Source organism: Streptomyces sp. NPDC054975 (genome assembly GCF_053609105.1).
In genome coordinates, this window is record NZ_JBSGWV010000010.1 from 140070 (window position 1) to 158679 (window position 18610).

At 71.9% G+C, this 18610-nt stretch carries 16 protein-coding genes and 1 pseudogene; 12 read left to right on the top strand and 5 right to left on the bottom strand.

Going from position 1 to position 18610, the window contains the following annotated elements; all coding sequences use genetic code 11:
- The first annotated feature begins 46 nt into the window (after positions 1 to 46).
- The 3 genes from ACWF79_RS13510 (at position 47) to ACWF79_RS13520 (ending at position 3730) form a co-directional block, all read left to right on the top strand.
- Positions 47 to 937 carry a 2-hydroxy-3-oxopropionate reductase gene (locus tag ACWF79_RS13510; RefSeq protein WP_453728235.1) on the top strand — a complete coding sequence of 297 codons (891 nt, stop codon included), beginning with the start codon at positions 47 to 49 and terminating at the stop codon, positions 935 to 937.
- Positions 938 to 1125: 188 nt separating this feature from the next.
- Positions 1126 to 2583 (top strand): catalase, encoded by a 1458-nt coding sequence (locus tag ACWF79_RS13515; protein ID WP_453728236.1) that lies wholly within the window; start codon positions 1126 to 1128, stop codon positions 2581 to 2583.
- A gap of 481 nt (positions 2584 to 3064) precedes the next feature.
- Positions 3065 to 3730, top strand: a complete 666-nt coding sequence (locus ACWF79_RS13520; RefSeq protein WP_453728237.1) for an HNH endonuclease — start codon at positions 3065 to 3067, stop codon at positions 3728 to 3730.
- Here the strand turns inward: ACWF79_RS13520 and ACWF79_RS13525 are convergent.
- The gene (locus tag ACWF79_RS13525; protein WP_453728238.1) at positions 3666 to 4868 is read right to left on the bottom strand and encodes an MFS transporter; all 1203 of its coding nucleotides are present in this window, start codon (positions 4866 to 4868) and stop codon (positions 3666 to 3668) included. The two genes, ACWF79_RS13520 and ACWF79_RS13525, sit on opposite strands and share 65 nt — an antisense overlap.
- Before the next feature lie 71 nt (positions 4869 to 4939).
- Here ACWF79_RS13525 and ACWF79_RS13530 point away from each other — a divergent pair, with 71 nt between their 5' ends.
- A complete protein-coding gene (locus ACWF79_RS13530) occupies positions 4940 to 5959 on the top strand; it encodes a transcriptional regulator (protein WP_453728239.1) in 1020 nt (339 codons plus the stop codon).
- Here ACWF79_RS13530 and gcl read toward each other — a convergent pair whose 3' ends face one another.
- Entirely contained in the window at positions 5960 to 7747 is a 1788-nt protein-coding gene (gcl, locus tag ACWF79_RS13535) for a glyoxylate carboligase (protein WP_453728240.1), read from the bottom strand.
- An 844-nt stretch (positions 7748 to 8591) separates the two neighbouring features.
- Between gcl and ACWF79_RS13540 the strand changes: the two are divergent.
- From ACWF79_RS13540 to ACWF79_RS13550, 3 genes and pseudogenes are all read left to right on the top strand, one after another.
- Positions 8592 to 9053, top strand: a pseudogene (locus ACWF79_RS13540) (hypothetical protein); the annotation flags it as partial.
- Between the two features lie 125 nt (positions 9054 to 9178).
- A complete protein-coding gene (locus tag ACWF79_RS13545) occupies positions 9179 to 10015 on the top strand; it encodes a TIGR04222 domain-containing membrane protein (RefSeq protein ID WP_453728241.1) in 837 nt (278 codons plus the stop codon).
- Positions 10016 to 10042: 27 nt separating this feature from the next.
- Entirely contained in the window at positions 10043 to 10594 is a 552-nt protein-coding gene (locus ACWF79_RS13550) for a GNAT family N-acetyltransferase (RefSeq protein WP_453728242.1), read from the top strand.
- 19 nt (positions 10595 to 10613) lie between these two features.
- On the opposite strand, the gene ACWF79_RS13555 is transcribed toward ACWF79_RS13550, so the two are convergent.
- On the bottom strand, positions 10614 to 12218 hold the full coding sequence (locus tag ACWF79_RS13555) for an AMP-binding protein (protein ID WP_453728243.1): 1605 nt from the start codon (positions 12216 to 12218) through the stop codon (positions 10614 to 10616).
- Complete coding sequence (locus ACWF79_RS13560; RefSeq protein WP_453728244.1) at positions 12215 to 13891, bottom strand: AMP-binding protein; 1677 nt, start codon at positions 13889 to 13891, stop codon at positions 12215 to 12217. The genes ACWF79_RS13555 and ACWF79_RS13560 overlap by 4 nt, the downstream gene beginning before the upstream one ends.
- A gap of 118 nt (positions 13892 to 14009) precedes the next feature.
- On the opposite strand from ACWF79_RS13560, the gene ACWF79_RS13565 reads away from it, so the two are divergent.
- Positions 14010 to 14804, top strand: coding sequence for a response regulator transcription factor (locus ACWF79_RS13565; protein WP_453728255.1), 795 nt, complete (start codon positions 14010 to 14012; stop codon positions 14802 to 14804).
- A 41-nt stretch (positions 14805 to 14845) separates the two neighbouring features.
- Here ACWF79_RS13565 and ACWF79_RS13570 read toward each other — a convergent pair whose 3' ends face one another.
- Positions 14846 to 15961 (bottom strand): winged helix DNA-binding domain-containing protein, encoded by a 1116-nt coding sequence (locus ACWF79_RS13570; protein WP_453728245.1) that lies wholly within the window; start codon positions 15959 to 15961, stop codon positions 14846 to 14848.
- Positions 15962 to 16136: 175 nt separating this feature from the next.
- Between ACWF79_RS13570 and ACWF79_RS13575 the strand changes: the two genes are divergently transcribed.
- From ACWF79_RS13575 to ACWF79_RS13590, 4 genes are all read left to right on the top strand, one after another.
- Complete coding sequence (locus tag ACWF79_RS13575; protein ID WP_453728246.1) at positions 16137 to 17246, top strand: magnesium and cobalt transport protein CorA; 1110 nt, start codon at positions 16137 to 16139, stop codon at positions 17244 to 17246.
- 60 nt (positions 17247 to 17306) lie between these two features.
- Positions 17307 to 17522, top strand: coding sequence for a DUF6243 family protein (locus ACWF79_RS13580; protein WP_453728247.1), 216 nt, complete (start codon positions 17307 to 17309; stop codon positions 17520 to 17522).
- Positions 17523 to 17817: 295 nt separating this feature from the next.
- Entirely contained in the window at positions 17818 to 18273 is a 456-nt protein-coding gene (locus ACWF79_RS13585; protein WP_453728248.1) for an SsgA family sporulation/cell division regulator, read from the top strand.
- Positions 18274 to 18327: 54 nt separating this feature from the next.
- Positions 18328 to 18585: a WhiB family transcriptional regulator gene (locus ACWF79_RS13590; protein WP_453728256.1), complete on the top strand. Its 258-nt coding sequence runs from the start codon at positions 18328 to 18330 to the stop codon at positions 18583 to 18585.
- The last annotated feature ends 25 nt before the right edge of the window (positions 18586 to 18610 follow it).

Sequence of the window (18610 nt, forward strand, 5' to 3'; positions counted from 1 at the left end):
CGCTGACTTCCTCCCCGTACCACCAGTTTTGAGAGGCACCCTCACCATGAGCAATCTCCCCAAGGTCGCATGGGTCGGTCTCGGCATCATGGGCTCCCCCATGTCCGAGAACCTGATCAAGGCCGGCTACTCCGTCACCGGCTTCACCCTGGAGCAGGACAAGCTGGACCGCCTCGCCGCGGCCGGCGGCACCGCCGCCGCGTCGATCGCCGACGCCGTCAAGGACGCCGACGTCATCATCACGATGGTGCCCGCCTCCCCGCAGGTCGAGGCCATCTCCTACGGCCCCGAGGGCATCCTGGAGAACGCCAAGCAGGGCGCGCTGATCATCGACATGTCGTCGATCACCCCGCAGACCTCGGTTGACCTCGCCAAGAACGCCGCCGAGAAGGGCATCCGCGTCCTCGACGCCCCCGTCTCCGGTGGCGAGGCCGGCGCGATCGAGGCCGTGCTCTCGATCATGGTGGGTGGCGAGCAGGCCGACTTCGACGCGGCCCTGCCGATCCTCGAGGCGCTGGGCAAGACCATCGTCCTCTGTGGCCCGCACGGCTCCGGCCAGACGGTGAAGGCCGCCAACCAGCTCATCGTCGCCGTCAACATCCAGGCGTGCGCCGAGGCCGTGGTCTTCCTGGAGAAGTCCGGCGTGAACCTCCAGGCCGCCCTGGACGTCCTCAACGGCGGTCTGGCCGGCTCCACGGTCCTGACCCGCAAGAAGGACAACTTCCTGAACCGGGACTTCAAGCCCGGCTTCCGGATCGACCTGCACCACAAGGACATGGGCATCGTCACCGACGCCGCCCGCAACGTCGGCGCGGCCCTTCCGGTCGGTGCCGTCGTCGCCCAGCTCGTCGCCTCCCTGCGTGCGCAGGGTGACGGCGGCCTGGACCACTCGGCCCTGCTGCGCGCCGTCGAGCGCCTCTCCGGCCAGCAGGTCTGACGCAGGTCCTCCCCTTGACTTCCGGTCGGCGGCGGCGCTGACAACCTGTCCTGTCGCGCCCAGGCGCCGCCGCCGCCCGGAACACCACACTTCACTTTCAACAAACTGTTGACGCTGGGTTCGCGGCGAATTTACGCTCCTGAACACCCCGCACAGTCAGCGGTGCAGCTCCCGTACGGAAGGTCACCATGTCGAAGCGCGTGCTTACGACCGAGTCCGGCGCCCCGGTCGCCGACAACCAGAACTCCGCCACCGCCGGCGTCGGTGGCCCCATCCTGCTCCAGGACCAGCACCTCCTGGAGAAGCTCGCGCGCTTCAACCGTGAGCGGATCCCGGAGCGCGTGGTCCACGCCCGCGGCTCCGGTGCGTACGGCTACTTCGAGGTGACCGACGACGTCACCGGCTTCACCAAGGCCGCCTTCCTCTCCGAGGTCGGCAAGCGGACCGAGACGTTCCTGCGCTTCTCCACCGTGGCCGACTCGCTCGGTGGCGCGGACGCGGTCCGTGACCCGCGCGGCTTCGCGCTGAAGTTCTACACCGAAGAGGGCAACTACGACCTCGTCGGCAACAACACCCCGGTGTTCTTCATCAAGGACCCGATCAAGTTCCCCGACTTCATCCACTCCCAGAAGCGCGACCCCTTCACGGGCAAGCAGGAGCCGGACAACGTCTGGGACTTCTGGGCGCACGCCCCCGAGGCGACCCACCAGATCACCTGGCTCATGGGCGACCGCGGCATCCCGGCCTCGTACCGTCACATGAACGGCTACGGCTCGCACACGTACCAGTGGACCAACGAGGCGGGCGAGGCCTTCTTCGTCAAGTACCACTTCAAGACGAACCAGGGCATCCGCTCCCTCTCCGCCGAGCAGGCCGCCGAGCTCGTCGGCAAGGACGCGAACTCGCACCAGACCGACCTGCTCCAGGCCATCGAGCGCGGTGTGAACCCCTCGTGGACCCTGTACGTCCAGGTCATGCCGGCCGCCGAGGCCGCCGACTACCGCTTCAACCCGTTCGACCTCACCAAGGTGTGGCCGCACGCGGACTACCCGCTGCAGCGCGTCGGCCGGCTGGTCCTCGACCGCAACCCGGACAACGTCTTCGCCGAGGTCGAGCAGGCCGCGTTCTCCCCGAACAACTTCGTGCCGGGCATCGGCCCCTCGCCGGACAAGATGCTCCAGGGCCGTCTCTTCGCCTACGCGGACGCCCACCGCTACCGCCTCGGTGTGAACCACACCCAGCTGCCCGTGAACGCCCCCAGGGCGACCGTGGCCGACAACTACGGCCGCGACGGCTTCATGGCCACGCGCAACGGCCGCCGCACGGACAAGAACTACGAGCCCAACTCGTTCTCGGGTCCCGCGCAGACCGACGAGGTGCTCTCCGCTCCGCTGGCGATCCACGGCTGGACCGGCAACCACGCGGCGCCCGAGCACGCCAAGGACGACCACTTCTTCCAGGCCGGTGAGCTCTACCGCCTGATGTCCGAGGACGAGAAGGGCCGTCTGGTCGCCAACATCGCCGGTGGCCTGTCCCAGGTGTCCCGCGAGGACATCATCGAGAAGAACATCGCGCACTTCGCCGCCGCCGACGCGGACTACGGCAAGCGCGTGGCCGAGGCGGTCCGCGCCCTGCGCGAGGACTGATCCACGGCGGTATCCAGACCGCGTACGGCATATGACGGGAGGTCAGATGTCGTACGCCGTCCGGACCGACGGCCCGGATGAGGGGTGGCCGGCGGTACGGACAGCGTGAGGACCGCGGCGGCGCACGAGCCAGTGCGGTGGTAAGGGCGGACCAGGCCCCTTCTTGACCTGAAGGAAGGGGATCACCGGGTCCATCCGTCGTCGCCGCCGCGGTCCCAACGCCCCCCAGGGGAAACCCAAGACTCCGCCCGGCGGCGCGAACGTCCTGTCGCGCCAGCCTCGCACCGTCGGGCGGGCACAACGAGAGCGCGGAACCAGGTTTACGGTCCCTGGTTCCGCGCTCTTCTGCGTTCCCCCGTCGGGCCTGGCGTCCGTACAAGGCCCAGCGCATCGTTTCTGCGGTGAAGATCCACACCCGCACGGGCGAGCGCACCGCGATTCCCCGCGTATGCGCCCCTCCCCCGCGGCTATCCACTCGTACGTGATCAAGAACCTGCTGCGGGGCCTGACCCCGCTCGCGCTCATCCTCTCCCCGCTCGTCGTGCCCTCCCCGGCCATGTCGGCGAACGTCGTCCTCTTCCCCGACGCCCTCGCCGACCTCACCGAGGCGAGCGAGGACCCGGCGGGGTACAGGGAGTCCGCCTTCCCCCACTGGAACGCCGGCCTCGACGCCGCCGACGGCTGCGACACCCGCGCCGAGGTCCTCCTGGAGGAGGCCGTCGACGCCCCGAAGACGGGCCCCGGCTGCGCCCTGACGGGCGGGAAGTGGACCTCGTACTACGACGGACAGACCGTCGGCGACGCGGCCGCGCTCCGCGTCGATCACGTGGTCTCCCTCAACGAGGCATGGGAGTCGGGCGCCTCGGGCTGGACGGTGGCCCGGCGCGAGAAGTACGCCAACGACCAGGGCACGCCGGGCACGCTCGTCGCCGTCACCGCCCGCAGCCAGAAGGACAAGGCCGGCCGCGACCCCGCCGACTGGGTGCCGTCGTCCTCCACCCAGTACTGCCGCTACGTCGCCGAGTGGGTGGGCACCAAGCTGCGCTGGGGCCTGAGCGCCGACAAGGACGAGGTGGAGGCGCTCAAGCTGTTCGCCGACGGGCCTTGCGAGGAGACGGTCGTGGTCCGCTCGAAGGCGCCTCGGTGAGGGTGAGCGACAGCGTGACGGCGAGCGAGGCGACGGCGAGCACCACCATCGCCGTACGCGGTGAGGTGGCCTGGGCGACGGCGCCGGCGAGCGCCGCGCTCAGCCCCTGGAGGGCGAGCATGCCCGAGGTGTGCAGCCCGAGGGCGTGACCGCTCAGCTCGTCCGGTACGAGGGCCAGAAGCCGCTCCTGGTACAGCAGGCTCGCGCCGTAGCCGACCGCCGAGACGGTCACGGCGGCGAGGGCGAGGTGCAGCCCCGGGTCCAGCGCGAAGAGCAGGAACGGGGCGGCGAGCAGGGCCTGGAGCGGGCCGGCGAGCCGACCCCGGAGACCAGTGGGGACGAACCGGCCCACGAGCGTGTCCCCCGCCAGCATCCCGAGCGCGCCGCAGGCGAAGAGCAGCCCGGCGCGCTCGGGGTCGTACGGCACGAAGAGCGACTCGCAGCCCACGATCAGCCCGTTGGGCACCCACAGCGCGACATAGGTCCGGCGGAGGGCCCGGGACGACCACAGCCGCCGGTTCGTCCGCCAGGTCTCCGCGGCCGAGGCCCGGCCGGTGGCGCGCGGGGCGCGCCGGGAGAGGCCGAGGCGGGCGAGGAGAGCGGCGGCGAGGTAGAGGGCGGCGCCGGTCAGCACGGCCCCGCGGGGAGAGAGCAGGGCGACGAGCACGCCGCCGCCTGCGAACCCGGCGATCTGAAAACCCCCGACCGCCATGTTGAGCGTCGAGCGGCCCAGCAGGTAGCCGTCGCGCGGCAGGATCTCGCCGAGGAGTCCGTACCGCACCCCACCGCCGACGGAGCCGACGAGCCCCTGCGCGAGCAGGATCGCGAAGACCGCCCCGATCGACAGCCCGGGTACGGCCGTCGCGGCGCTGCCCACGGCGAAGAACAGCGCCATGCCGGCGAGCGCGGCGCGCGGCGGAAGCCGGTCGGCGGCCGACAGCAGCGTCGCAGCACCGAGGAGCTGCGCGAGCGAGGGTCCGAAGAGCGCGAGGGACGACAGCAGAGGTGATCCGGTCTGCCGGAACACGAGCGTGGCGAGCCCGAGCCCGGCCACGGTCTGGGCGGCGACCTGGGCGGAGCAGGTGAGGAAGAGGGGGGTGAACTCGGGTGTACGGAAGAGTTCGCGGTAACGACGCATGCGGCGGAGTCTGCGGCGGCCACCGGGGCGACCGTTATTGTTTCGCGGGGTGGCGAAACGGGGGAACGGGCATGGGATGGTGGCAGGTTGACGCGGACGCGCTCGCGGGGAGTCGGTTTCTGATCTCCCCGCTGGCCGAGGCCACCGCCGCGCTCCAGACGCTGGATCTGCGTCAGGCCGCCCACCCCGGTGAGCTGGCCTGGCTGGAGGCTCATCTGCCCGCCTACCGGGTCCGGTTGGCGGTCGATCCGCTCGACGCCCTGCTGGTGCGGGCGGCGCTCGGGACGTCGTGGAACGCCGACTTCGTGACGCCCACGCCCCTGGGCGACGGCGAGCGGAGCTTCGAGGAGGAGCTGTGCCACGTCCGCGCGACCCCGCCCGCGGCGGCCGTGGCGGATCTGGCGGTGTCGCTGGGCGGCCCGGTGCCCGAGCCGCTGGCGTCGGCGTCCGATCTCCCGCACCGGATGGCCGAGTTGCTGACCTGGGTGTGGCGGGAGACGGTGCTGCCGACCTGGCCGAGACGGCGGCGGATCCTGGAGGCCGACGTGCTCGCGCGCACGGCGCGGCTGACCCGGGAGGGGTGGGCGGCGGCCCTGGACGAGCTGAGTCCGGGACGGACGCGCTGGCTCGGCGAGGGCCGGCTCCAGGTCAACGCCCGTGACTACCCGCCGCGTTCGGCCACCGGCGCGCGGCTGCTGTTCGTGCCGGTGACCCCGAGCCGGGGGTGGGTGTCGTGGGAGGGGGCGGAGCGCTTCGCGATCGTCTACCCCTGCGCGGGCGCGCTGACCGACATGGAGGGCCCGGCCGTCCCGACGGCCCTCGCCACGCTGCTCGGGAGCGCGCGGGCCGGGGTGCTCGTACGCCTGGAATCGCCGCTCTCCACCAGCCAGTTGGTGGCGCTCACCGGGCAGGGCCTCGGGTCGGTGGGGCGGCATCTGAAGGTGCTGCTCGACGCGCGGCTCGTCCGGCGGAGACGCGCGGGGCGGTCCGTCCTCTACGACTGGACGGAGGCCGGGGCCGCTCTGGTACGGGCGCAGAGCGGCCCCCGCTCCGGTGCTCTCGGAGCGGGGGCCGACACTTCCTTACGGTGATCAGACCTTGAGGGCCTTGATCGCGGTCGGCGCGTGGCCGGGCTCGGTCGCGAGCTCCTCGAACTCGGTGACGTCGCTCATGTCGACCGTCTTGCTCATCGCGATGTTGGTGATCCGCTCCAGGATCGCCTCGACGACGACCGGGACCTGGAACTCGACGGCCATCTTCTTGGCCTGCTCCAGCGCCTCGCCCAGCTTGCTCGGGTCCTCGACGCGGATCGCCTTGACGCCCAGGCCCTCGGCGACCTTGACGTGGTCGACGCCGTAGACGCCGATCTCCGGGGTGTTGATGTTCTCGAACTCGAGGTTGACCTCGAAGTTGATCCCCAAGTTGCCCTGCGCCTGACGGATCAGGCCCAGGTAGGCGTTGTTCACGAGGACGTGGACGTAGGGGACCTTGTGCTGGGCGGCGACCGCCAGCTCCTCGATCATGAACTGGAAGTCGTAGTCGCCGGAGAGCGCGACGACCGGGGTCTCCGGGTCCGCGGTGGCGGCACCGATCGCGGCCGGGATGGTCCAGCCGAGCGGGCCGGCCTGGCCGCAGTTGATCCAGTGGCGCGGCTTGTAGACGTGCAGGAACTGCGCGGCCGCGATCTGGGAGAGGCCGATGGTGGTGACGTAGCGCGTCTCCGGGCCGAAGGCCTTGTTCATCTCCTCGTACACGCGCTGCGGCTTGATCGGGACGTTGTCGAAGTGCGTGCGGCGCTGGAGGGTGGCCTTGCGCTCCTGCGCGGAGGCGGCCCAGGCGGAGAAGTCGGGCAGCGTGCCGGCGGCCTTCCACTCCTTGGCGATCTCGACGAAGAGCTCGAGCGCGGCCTTGGCGTCGGAGGCGATGCCGTAGTCCGGGGCGAAGATCTTGCCGATCTGGGTGGGCTCGATGTCGACGTGGACGAACTTCCGGCCCTTGGTGTAGGCGTCCATGTTGTAACCGGTGTGGCGGTTGGCCCAGCGGTTGCCGATGCCGAGGACGAAGTCCGACTCCAGGAACGTCGCGTTGCCGTAGCGGTGCGCGGTCTGGACGCCGACCATACCGGCGCTCAGCTCGTGGTCGTCCGGGATGGTGCCCCAGCCCATGAGGGTGGAGATGACCGGGACGCCCGTCAGCTCGGCGAACTCGACCAGCAGGTCGGAGGCGTCGGCGTTGATGATGCCGCCACCGGCGACGATCAGGGGGCGCTCCGACTCCAGGAGGAACTTCAGGGCCTTCTCGGCCTGCGCGCGGGTGGCCTGCGGCTTGTAGACCGGCAGCGGCTCGTAGGTCTCCGGGTCGAACTCGATCTCGGTCAGCTGGACGTCGATCGGCAGGTCGATGAGGACCGGGCCGGGACGGCCGGAGCGCATCAGGTGGAAGGCCTGCTGGAAGACGCCGGGGACCTGCGCGGCCTCCAGGACCGTGGTGGCGGCCTTGGTGACGGGCTTGGCGATCGAGGCGATGTCGACGGCCTGGAAGTCCTCCTTGTGGAGCTTCGAGACCGGGGCCTGGCCCGTGATGCACAGGATCGGGATCGAGTCCGCGATCGCGGAGTACAGCCCGGTGATCATGTCGGTGCCGGCGGGGCCGGACGTACCGATGCAGACACCGATGTTGCCGGCCTTGGCCCGGGTGTAGCCCTCGGCCATGTGGGACGCGCCCTCGACGTGGCGGGCGAGGGTGTGGCTGACCCCGCCGACGTTCTTGAGCTCGCGGTAGAAGGGGTTGATCGCCGCGCCGGGCACGCCGAACGCGTTGGTGACGCCTTCGCGCTTGAGGATCTCAACGGCCGCTGCGGCGGCGGTCATACGGGGCATGGGAGGGCTCCTGCTTCGGCCAGGCGGAAGCGGTCCGCCACCGTCTCGGCGGGCCGTTTCCGTATTGCGGAAGTATTGTTCTGCTATACGGAAGCAATGTAGGTCGGGGTGGTGAGAGCCGTCAAGGGAGGAAGCTCGGCCGTTGGCCGAACTCCCTCCCCTCCCGTGGCGGATTGGTGGACGATGGGTCCGGGACGACAGGGGGTTCGGCGTGGGGTTCGGTGTGGGTGACTCGGTTCCGGTGCGCTGCCCGGAATGCCTCCGTACGCAGGCGTACGCCGCGCCGGTCTTCCCGTGCGCGTGCGGCACACCGGTGGTGCCCCCGGTGATCGCCGGGGCCACGGGCGAGCCGGTCACGCACCGGAACTGGACGGACGAGTGGGTCGCGGTCCGCTGCGTCGCGTGCGGCCGCGAGGACGAGTGGCCCCACCCGGAGCACGGCTGCGCCTGCGGCACGGTCCTCCGTGTCCCGGTCCGGCCCCCGGACACGGCCTCGGGCCCCGGACCGACCCCGCTCGGAGGCCGGGAGGCGGCGGGTGGCGGTACGGGACGGGGTACCGGCGTCGCGGGGCCCCAGCGCGTCGTGGAGCCGCGCAGCGCGGCCGACCCGCGCCCCGGCACCGACAGCCCAGCCCCTGCCCCCACAGGCCCGGACGCGGGCCCGGAGACGGGCGGAGGTCCCACCGCCGGGACCCGTGGCTGGTTCACGCCCGGGAACAGCGGAAGCGGAACGGACGGCCGCTTCGAGGCGCACAAGGGGGACGCCGGGGCCGAGGAGGCGGACGCGGACGGTTCACAGCCCCGCACGGGCCCGGCCGGGAGCCGCGCCCACGCCGCCCCGCGGAGCGGCGGGCACCGGGCCTTCGCCGAGCGCTACCCCGCGCACATACCGCTCCCTCCCACCGCCGCGCACCCCGCGCCGCCGAGGCCCTCGTTCCGGCCCGTGACCATCCGCACCGCACGGGACGCCGTCGCCGCGTCCGCCGGGTACCTGCGCTGGCTGGGGTTCCGGGACGTCGTCCAGCCCGAGGAGCGCTCCACGTCCGAGGTCGACCTCCGGGCGCCCGGACTCGTCGCCCAGGTCGACCCGAGCACCCGCCCGGCCGGGCTGCGAGCCGTCGAGTGCCTCTGGCTCAACGGCCTCAGCAGCACGGCCGTGAGCGTCTTCTTCTCCCTCGCCGGCTACACCCCGGACGCCCGCTCCCGCGCCGACGAACTGGGCATCCCCCTCTTCGTCCTCGACCTCACGGGCACCCCGCAGCCGGTCAACACCCCCGCCGACGAGCTGATCACCTCCGGCGCGTAGGCAGGAGGGCGGCGGCAGGAGCCGTCACGAGGGCGCTCGGCAGCTCAAAAGAACCTCAGAATTCGGCCATTCACGCGTGACGATCACACTCCCCCGGGCACAACACCCTCGGGGGGTGGAACGTCATGGGGGCGGACACGTGGTGGTTCATCGGCGCGTCCTGCGGACAACTGCTGCTCGGGCTCGCCCTGTTGCGAACGCGCAGCCCGCAGCAGGCCGAACTGGCTCCGCAGGCACTGGCGTTGCTCCGGGGCGGGCCCCGGGCCGCCGTCGTCGTGGCGCTCGTCGCACTGCACCAGCGCGGCGCGGTGGCGGCCGGCCGGAAGGGCACGATTCGGGCCAACGGCGGACCGGGCCGGACGCGTGACCCGGTTCAACTCGGGGTGCACAGTTCGCTCCGGCGCGCCCTGGGCCTTCGGGTGCTCGTCTCGCAGCCCCGGGCGCGGCGCGCGGTCGACGCGCTGTGGGCGGAGCTGGGCCGGGCGGGGCTGATCCGCCCGTACGGCCGGCTGGGCGGCGCGCGGGTGCTGCTCGTCGGCGCGGTGGCGACGGTCGGCGCGGGGCTGCTGATCACCAGGCCGTCCGGCGCGGACCTCGCGCTCGCGCTCACCCTCGGGGCCGTGGCGACCGGCGCCGCGCTCGCCCTGCTCTCGCTGCCTCCGACGACCCGGGCCGCCCGCCGTCTGCTGGCCGGGCTCCGCGAGCGGCACCCACTGCCCGCGCACCGGAGCGAGGTGACGGACGGCAATCTGGTGCTGCTGTACGTAGCCCTCTACGGGGACCCGGCGCTCGCTCTCTTCCTGCCCCGCTTCTCGCGCGACGGCGGGCTGCTGGGCCAGGGTGGCAGGACGGACGGTTACGCGACCGGTCGCGGCTGGTTCGGCGGCGGCGGGTACGACGGGACCGGTGGGGGTGGCGGGGGTGGCGGGGGCGGCGGAGACGGGGGCGGGAGCGGGGGCTGAGGGCGGGGTCCGCGCCATACTCGTCGTATGCGCATCCGAGTGGCCGCACCGGCCGAACTCCCGTTGCTCCAGGACATCGAACGGGCCGCGGGCGAACCCTTCCGCTCCCTCGGCATGGCGGCCGTCGCCGACGACGAACCACTGCCCCTGGACGTCCTGGACGCGTACCGGCGGGCCGGTCACGCCTGGGTGGCCGCCGACGAGGCCGACCGGCCGATCGCGTACCTGCTGACCGACACCGTCGACGGGGCCGCCCACATCGAGCAGGTCTCCGTCCATCCGGCCGCCGGCCGCCGGGGCATCGGCCGCGCGCTGATCGAGCACCTCGCGGCCGAGGCGGCCGAGCGCGGGCTGACGGCGCTGACCCTGACGACCTTCGCCGAGGTCCCCTGGAACGCTCCGTACTACGCCCGCCTCGGCTTCCGCCCGCTCGCCGAGACCGATCCGGAGCTCACCGTCGGCCTCCGCGCGATCCAGCGGGCCGAGGCCGCCCACGGCCTGGCGACCTGGCCCCGGATCTGCATGCGCCGCGAACTGGCCGGCGCCACCGTGGCCCACGAGGCCCGCACGTCGCCCTAGCCGCGCCCCGCACCGGCAGCTACCCCTCCCCGAAGCGTCGGCGCAGCTCCACCTTCCGCACCTTCCCGCTCACCGTCATCGGGAACTCCGCGAGGATCTCCACCCGGCGCGGGACCTTGTAGTGCGCGAGACGGTCGCGGCAGAACGCGGCGATGTCGTCGAGGCTCGGCGGGTCGGCCGGGTCGCGCGGGACCACGCAGGCCAGGATCTCCTCGCCGTAGCGGGGGTCGGGGACGCCCACGACCTGGACGTCCGCGATCTTCTCGTGCCCGTGCAGGAACTCCTCGATCTCCCGCGGGTACACGTTCTCACCGCCCCGGATGATCATGTCCTTGATGCGGCCGACGATCTGGACATATCCGTCCTCGCGCATCACCGCGAGGTCTCCCGTGTGCATCCAGCGGCCCGCGTCGACGACCTCTGTGGTCTTCTCGGGCTCGTCCCAGTAGCCGAGCATCACGCTGTAGCCGCGGGTGCACAGCTCGCCGGGGACCCCGCGCTCGACGGTGAGACCGGTGACCGGATCGACGACCTTCACCTCCACGTGCGGCATGACCCGGCCCACCGTGCCCGTGCGGCGTTCCAGGTCGTCGTCGCGCCGGGTCTGCGTGGAGACGGGCGAGGTCTCCGTCATGCCGTAGCAGATCGAGACCTCGGCCATGTTCATCTCGGCGACGACCCGCTTCATCACCTCCACCGGGCACGGTGAGCCCGCCATGATGCCGGTGCGCAGGGTGGAGAGGTCGTACGAGGCGAAGTCGGGGAGGTTCAGCTCGGCGATGAACATCGTCGGTACGCCGTACAGCGAGGTGCAGCGCTCCTCCTCGACCGCGCGGAGCGTCGCGGCGGCGTCGAACGACGGCGCGGGGATGACCACGCACGCGCCGTGCGAGGTCGCCGCGAGGTTGCCCATCACCATGCCGAAGCAGTGGTAGAACGGCACCGGGACGCAGATGCGGTCCTGCTCGGTGTAGGCGATCATCTCGCCCACGAAATAACCGTTGTTGAGGATGTTGTGGTGGGAGAGGGTCGCCCCCTTGGGGAAGCCCGTGGTGCCCGAGGTGTACTGGATGTTGACCGGCTCGTCGCAGGAGAGCGGGGCGGGGCGCAGCTCCCCCGCCGTACGTGAGAGCAGCTCGTCCCAGGTCGGGTCGTCGAAGTAGACCGCCTCCCGCAACTCTGGGCAGTTGGGGGCGACTTGTTCGACCATCGCCCGGTAGTCGCTCGTCTTGTGCGCGCGGGAGGCGAAGAGGAGCGAGATCCCGGCCTGCCGGAGCACGTACTCCAACTCGTGTGCCCGGTAGGCGGGGTTGACGGTCACCATGACGGCGCCGATGCGGGCGGTGGCGTACTGCACGAGCACCCACTCGGCGCAGTTGACCGCCCAGATCCCCACCCGGTCGCCCTTGGCGACCCCGCTGCCGAGCAGGGCGTCGGCCAACTTCGCCACGTCGGCGCCGAATTGGGCGTACGTCCAGCGCCGGCCGGACGGCACGTCGACGAGCGCCTCGTGCTCCGGCCAGGAGGCGACGGCCCGGTCAAGGTTGGCGCCGATGGTGTCGCCGAGCAGGGGGGTGGAGCTCGCGCCGTGCGCGTACGAGAGTGCGGGCGTCGTCGGTGTCACGCCAGGTCCCCTTCCGTGTACTCCGTGCCTTCGCCCTTGGCCGTCCGCTCGCGCAGCTCGACCCGGCGGATCTTCCCCGAGACCGTCTTGGGCAGCTCGGCGAACTCGATGCGCCGCAGCCGCTTGTACGGGGCGAGTACGGCACGCGAGTGGGCGAAGAGCGCCTGCGCCGTCTCCGCGTTCGGCTCCCAGCCGTCCGCGAGGACGACGTACGCCTTCGGGACGGCGAGCCGCAGCGGGTCGGGGGCCGGAACGACGGCCGCCTCGGCAACCGCCTCGTGCTCCAGGAGCGCGCTCTCCAGCTCGAACGGCGAGATCTTGTAGTCGGAGGCCTTGAAGACGTCGTCGGCCCGCCCGATGTAGGTGATGTATCCCTCTTCGTCCCGCGAGCCGATGTCGCCGGTGCGGTAGTAGCCGCCCGCCATCGCCTCGGCCGTACGCTCCGGGTCGCCGTGGTAGCCGGTCATCAGGCCCACCGGGTCGGTGGAGAGGTCGAGACAGATCTCGCCCTCGTCCACGTCCGCCTTGCCGCTCACCGGGTCGACCAGGGTGACCCGGAACCCGGGGCTCGGCCGGCCCATGGAGCCCTCCTTGAGGCGCTGGCCGGGGCTGTTGGAGACCTGGACGGCCGTCTCGGTCTGCCCGAACCCGTCGCGGATGGTGACGCCCCAGGCCCGGCGCACGGACTCGATGACCTCGGGGTTGAGCGGCTCACCGGCCGCCACGACCTCGCGGGGCGGGCGCGTGAGCCCGCTGAGGTCGGCCTGGATCAGCATGCGCCAGACGGTGGGCGGGGCGCAGAAGCTGGTGACGCCGTTGCGGTCCATCTCGGCCATCAGACGGGCCGGGTCGAAGCGCGTGTAGTTGTGGATGAAGACGGTCGCCTCGGCGTTCCAGGGGGCGAAGAGGTTGGACCAGGCGTGCTTGGCCCAGCCGGGCGAGGAGATGTTGAGGTGCACGTCGCCGGGCTTGAGCCCGATCCAGTACATGGTGGCGAGGTGGCCGACGGGGTACGAGGTGTGGGTGTGCTCGACGAGCTTGGGGCGGGCGGTCGTACCGGAGGTGAAGTACAGCATCAGCGGGTCGTCGGCGCGGGTGACGCCGTCGGCCTCGAAGGCGTCGGAGGCGCTCCTGGCCTCGTGGTACGGAACCCAGCCGTCCCGTTCTCCCCCTACGACGATCCGGGTGTACTCCCCCGGCACGTCGTCGAACTTGGCGGTGTCCTCGGCGCGCACGACGACGTGCCGGGCCCGGCCGCGCTCGACGCGGTCGCGCAGGTCGGCGGGGCCGAGGAGCGGGGTGGCGGGGAGGACGACGGCGCGCAGCTTCATCGCGGCGAGCGCGGTCTCCCACAACTCGGCCTGGTTGCCGAGCATGACGATGATCCGGTCACCGGCCCGAACGCCGTGTGCGCGCAGCCAGTTGGCGGCTCGGTCGGAGCGGGAGGCCATCTCGGCGAAGCTCACCTTCGTCTCGGAGCCGTCCTCCTCGACGATGTGCAGGGCGGTCCGGTCGTTGCCGGCCGCGATGACGTCGAACCACTCCAGGGCCCAGTTGAACCGTTCGGGGCGGGGCCAGGCGAATCCCTCGTACGCCGACTCGTAGTCCTCGCGGTGCTGGAGCAGGAAGTCGCGGGCGGCCCGGAAGCTCTCCGTCGCGGTGGTAGCCGTCATGTGTCCTCCTCGTTGCGGGACCGGTCACGGACATCGTGTAATCGGTGACCCAGGTCTCACTACCCCCGTTCGGGGGTGAAGGAGTAGTCGCGTGCCCGAGCTGACGGAATCGGTGGAGATGCGGGCGGCGCTGCTGCGGCTGCGCCGGTCCACGGGCCTGGAGATCGTCTTCGGTGGACTGCTGCACGACCGCCGGTTGCGGATCGCGGAGCTGAACGGCGCCCTGACCCCGGCCCTGCGGGGCCTCGCGATCTCGGCGGGCAGCGGCCTGGGCGGGAGGTGCGTGGCGCTGTCGCGGCCGTGCGCGGTCGTGGACTACCCGTCGGCGCGGCACATCACGCACGAGTACGACGCTCCGGTGTCGGCGGAGGGGCTGCGCTCGGTGATCGCGGTGCCCGTCGTCGTACGCCGGAAGGTGCGGGGCGTGCTGTACGGGGCCCTGCGGGACGCGCTGCCGCTCGGCGACCGGGTCTTCGACGCGGCGGTGGCGGCGGCCCGGGACGTGGAACAGGCGCTGGCGGTACGGGACGAGGTGCGGGAGCTGAGGCCAGGGGCGGGGAGCCCGGCGCCGGGGCCGTCGCGGGAGGAGGTCCGGCAGGCCCACGGCGAGCTGCGCGCACTGGCCCCCCAGGTCTCGGACCCGGAGCTGCGGGCCCGGCTGCTTGAGGTGTGCGGCCGCCTGGAGACGGCCACGGCGGGGCGGGCGGGCGCGCCCGGGGTGACGTTGACGCCGCGCGAGCTGGACGTCCTGGCGGCGGTGGCATCGGGCGCGACGAACGCCGCGGCGGCGGACCGTCTCGGGCTGCGCCCGGAGACGGTGAAGGGCTACCTGCGCTCGACGATGCGCAAGCTGGAGGCCCACACGCGCCTGGAGGCGGTGGTGGCGGCGAGGAGGGCGGGGCTGCTGCCGTAGGGGATGCCGGAGACCGACGCGTCCGCCACCGCGGGGGCCGGTTACTGGTCCACCACCCCGAAGACCACCTCGTACGGAACATCCTGCCGCCCCATCACCCGCAGCAGGCGCTCGGCTTCGGCTTCCAGTTCGGCTCGCCGGGCCGGGGCGGTGGGGCCGAAGGGCTGGATGGTCATCGTCGTGAGCTCCTTGGTCTCCTCCAGGCGCCAGAGCCCGGCGAGGAGGCCGTCGAGGAGGAAGACGGAGTAGGCCTGGTTCCCCTTCCAGCTGCGCTTGCGGGCCTCGGCGGGGACGAAGCGGGTGCGGTCGGCGTGGGAGAGGAGAAGGTTGTCGAACTCGGGAAGGAAGCGCGGCGGGGCCGGGGTGTCGGGGTCGGGGCGCGGGGCGTCGGGGAGGTCGAAGAGTTCGACGCCGTGCTCGTCCCGGAAGGCGAGGAGGCGCGGGCGCAGGCGCTCGAAGGCCTCGCGGAGGCGGGTCAGACCGCTCCAGGTCTGCATGTCCTTGACGGAGGCGGGCCCGAAGGCGGCCAGGTAGCGCAGGACGACGTCGGCGACGTCGGGCGCGGGTTCGTCGGCCTTGCCGAACCAGGCCTGGGCGGTGGTGAGCCGCACCTGCCCGCTGCGGCGCCAGAGGCCGCGCGGGGCGACCTGGACGAGGGGCAGCAGGCAGCGGGCGGCGACCGAGAGGGACTGCGGGTCGGCGTCGGGCCAGTGGGCGAGCAGGGCCTCGCGGATCTCCTTGGGGGTGCGGGGCTCCTCCTCGACGAGGGCGCGGGAGAGGGCTGCGAGGCGGTCGAGGTCGACGCCGGCGAGGCCGGTGCGGAAGATCGTGAGCTCGCGGTCGCGAGCGGGCTGGACGAGGGGGCGGAGGGTGAGGACGTCCTCGGCGGTGTGGGTGTGGATGGTGGAGCGCATGGTGACGATCCGGGCGACCTCGCGGGACTCCATGAGGTCGGAGAGGTGCTCGGGGCGGAAGCCGGAGAGCCGGGCGGCGAGGGCGTAGTACGGCGGCTTCACGTTCTGCGCCTGGAGCCCGAGGAGGTGGGAGACGGCGTCCCTGGCGGACATCGCGGCGGGCTCGAGGAGGAGCTGGCGGGCCAGAGTGGCGCGGCCCAGGGCGCGGGTGGAAAGGACCGGGTTCGTCGAGGTCGAGGCCATGAACGGCACGCTACTCGCGCTTGCGGACAGCTTGCGTCCGCAACGGGACGGGAGGCGGCCGCCGCCCGTGCGCAAAGAGGACGGGGGCCGCCCGCCGCGCTGCCGTAATTCGCCCCGTATATCCTGCCGGGAGACCTGGCCACGATCATCACGCACACGGAGACGGACCCCCCACATGTCGGAGCGTCGCCCCCGCGCAGCCTGGCGCCGCCAGCCGGAACCGCCGGCGAGCGCGCCCCGCCCGGAGCCGCAGCCGCCCGAGCCGGGGGCCGTGGTACAGGCCACCCTCTACCGCGACGGCCGCAAGGTGGCGTCCCCCGACACCCTGTCCGACACCTTCCGCCAGCTGCGCGAATACCCGGACGGCATGGCGTGGATCGGCCTGCACCGCCCGACGGAGTCCGAACTGCACTCCCTGGCGGGCGAGTTCGACCTGCATGAACTGGCGGTGGAGGACGCGCTGGAGGCCCACCAGCGGCCGAAGCTGGAACGGTACGGGGACACGCTCTTCGTGGTCCTGAGGGCGGCCCGCTACCTGGACGCCCAGGAGGAGGTCGACTTCGGCGAACTCCACATCTTCGTGGGCCAGGATTTCGTGATCACGGTCCGCCACGGCGCGGCGCCGGACCTCTCGGCGGTCCGCCACCGCATGGAGGAGAACCCGGACCTGCTGGCCCTCGGCCCGGAGGCGGTCCTGTACGCGATCCTCGACGCGGTGGTCGACGGCTACGCCCCGGTGGTGGCGGGCGTGCAGAACGACATCGACGAGATCGAGACCGAGGTCTTCGGCGGCGACCCGGCGGTCTCGCGCCGCATCTACGAACTCTCCAGGGAAATGGTGGAGTTCCAGCGCGCGACCCGCCCCCTGGTGGGCATGCTGCACGGCCTGATGGCAGGCTTCGCGAAGTACGGCACGGACGAGGAGCTTCAGCGCTACCTCCGCGACGTGGCCGACCACGTCACCCACACCAGCGAACGCGTGGACGGCTTCCGCCAGGCCCTGACGGAAATCCTGACGGTGAACGCGACCCTGGTGACGCAGCAACAGAACGCGGAAATGCGGGCGTTGGCGGAGGCGGGCTTCGAACAGAACGAGGAGATCAAGAAGATCTCCTCCTGGGCGGCCATCCTCTTCGCACCCACACTGGTCGGAACCATCTACGGCATGAACTTCGACAACATGCCGGAGCTGCACTGGGTCGGCGGTTACCCGTTCGCGATCGTGCTGATGGCCGTGGTCTGTACGAGCCTGTACGTGATCTTCAAAAGGCGGGACTGGCTGTAGAACACATCCGGGCCGCCGGAACCCGTCCGTAGATCACTCACCTCATCACCGGGAGAACCCGTGACCGACAGCAAGAACATCAACAACCCCGTGGGCCAGGGTGGCGGCCAGCGCAAGAAGCTGTCCCGCGCCGAACGGCAGAACAACGGTCCGCACCGCAACCTCGACCGCCAGGGTGCCGCCGACCGGAAGGCGGAGCTGGTGCGCAAGATGCGCGAGAAGGCGGCCGCGGCCGAGGGCGCCGGGCAGGCGAGCGACGACACCACCGAGAGCTGACACGCCGCCGCCCCAGGGCGGCACCGCCCGGAGCAGGGTCCGGACCGCACGTCGCGGGCCGGGCCCTGCTGCCGTACGGGGGCGCCCTGGGCGGAACAGGCTCTCCGCGTCGGAAGGTGACGTCGACGACAGGGTTCGTCCACCACGCAAACACCGGCGCAATTTCGGCCATTGGCAAGATTTCACGCCCCTCTCGCCGCTGGCGTGCGTGAAATCCGCGTCGGCGGTTACGAGGGGGAGGACCGGTGTCGCCGCTCGGGCGGCGGCGCGATGTCCCCGGAGGAACTTGGTGACGATGTCCGAATCGAGTCGGCACGAGACCGCCCCGCGGCCCCCGGCACCCCCGGTGCGGTCGTGGCACACCACCGCCCTTCATGTGCAGGAAGGGATCGACCTGCCCGTGGCCGCCACGTTCCACTACGACCCCGACGACCCGTGGGCCGTACGTGTCACGTTCCGGCCGCCCCTGGGCATGGTCGTCGTCTGGACCCTCTCCCGGGAGCTGTTGCGCTCCGGGTGCCGCGTCATGACCGGCGAGGGTGACGTTCGGCTGTGGCCGCTGCGCTGTGGCGGCAGTGAAGGGCGCGTCCGTATGCGGCTGGGTCCGGCCGGCGCGCACGCCGTGGTCGACATCGACCGCGAGCGCCTGCGGGCCTGGCTGGGTGAGACGTACGCCGCCGTGCCCGACGGAAGCGAGGCCGCGCGGATCGACTGGGCGGCCGAGACCTCTCGCCTGTTCGCGCGGCCGTAGAGCCCGGTCCCGCGGACGGGCAGACGAACTCCCATGTGACAGGAGGAACTGATGGTGGAGAGCTGGCGAGCACGAGCAGCCTGCCAGAACGTCGACCCCGACCTCTTCTTCCCGGTGGGGACCGGCGCACCGGCGCTGATCCAGGCCGAGGAGGCCAAGGAGGTCTGCCGGGGGTGTCCCGTGCGCGCGGAATGCCTGCGCTGGGCCATGGACGACTCCCGCCAGGTGACGGGCGTCTGGGGTGGTCTGCGCGAGGACGAGCGGCAGTCGCTGAAGCGACGGACGCGCCGCCAGGCGAACAAGCCCAAGTGAGCCTCCGTCACGGCGCGCGCCGACG

What these genes read in the sequence shown, in the direction of transcription:
- ACWF79_RS13515 (WP_453728236.1), top strand. Translation starts at nt 1,126, where the DNA reads ATGTCGAAGCGCGTGCTTACGACCGAGTCCGGCGCCCCGGTCGCCGAC.
- ACWF79_RS13565 (WP_453728255.1), top strand. Translation starts at nt 14,010, where the DNA reads ATGCGGGCGGCGCTGCTGCGGCTGCGCCGGTCCACGGGCCTGGAGATC.
- ACWF79_RS13575 (WP_453728246.1), top strand. Translation starts at nt 16,137, where the DNA reads ATGTCGGAGCGTCGCCCCCGCGCAGCCTGGCGCCGCCAGCCGGAACCG.
- gcl (WP_453728240.1), bottom strand. Translation starts at nt 7,747, where the DNA reads ATGCCCCGTATGACCGCCGCCGCAGCGGCCGTTGAGATCCTCAAGCGC.
- ACWF79_RS13545 (WP_453728241.1), top strand. Translation starts at nt 9,179, where the DNA reads ATGGGGGCGGACACGTGGTGGTTCATCGGCGCGTCCTGCGGACAACTG.
- ACWF79_RS13510 (WP_453728235.1), top strand. Translation starts at nt 47, where the DNA reads ATGAGCAATCTCCCCAAGGTCGCATGGGTCGGTCTCGGCATCATGGGC.
- ACWF79_RS13550 (WP_453728242.1), top strand. Translation starts at nt 10,043, where the DNA reads ATGCGCATCCGAGTGGCCGCACCGGCCGAACTCCCGTTGCTCCAGGAC.
- ACWF79_RS13585 (WP_453728248.1), top strand. Translation starts at nt 17,818, where the DNA reads ATGTCCGAATCGAGTCGGCACGAGACCGCCCCGCGGCCCCCGGCACCC.
- ACWF79_RS13570 (WP_453728245.1), bottom strand. Translation starts at nt 15,961, where the DNA reads ATGGCCTCGACCTCGACGAACCCGGTCCTTTCCACCCGCGCCCTGGGC.
- ACWF79_RS13525 (WP_453728238.1), bottom strand. Translation starts at nt 4,868, where the DNA reads ATGCGTCGTTACCGCGAACTCTTCCGTACACCCGAGTTCACCCCCCTC.
- ACWF79_RS13530 (WP_453728239.1), top strand. Translation starts at nt 4,940, where the DNA reads ATGGGATGGTGGCAGGTTGACGCGGACGCGCTCGCGGGGAGTCGGTTT.
- ACWF79_RS13560 (WP_453728244.1), bottom strand. Translation starts at nt 13,891, where the DNA reads ATGACGGCTACCACCGCGACGGAGAGCTTCCGGGCCGCCCGCGACTTC.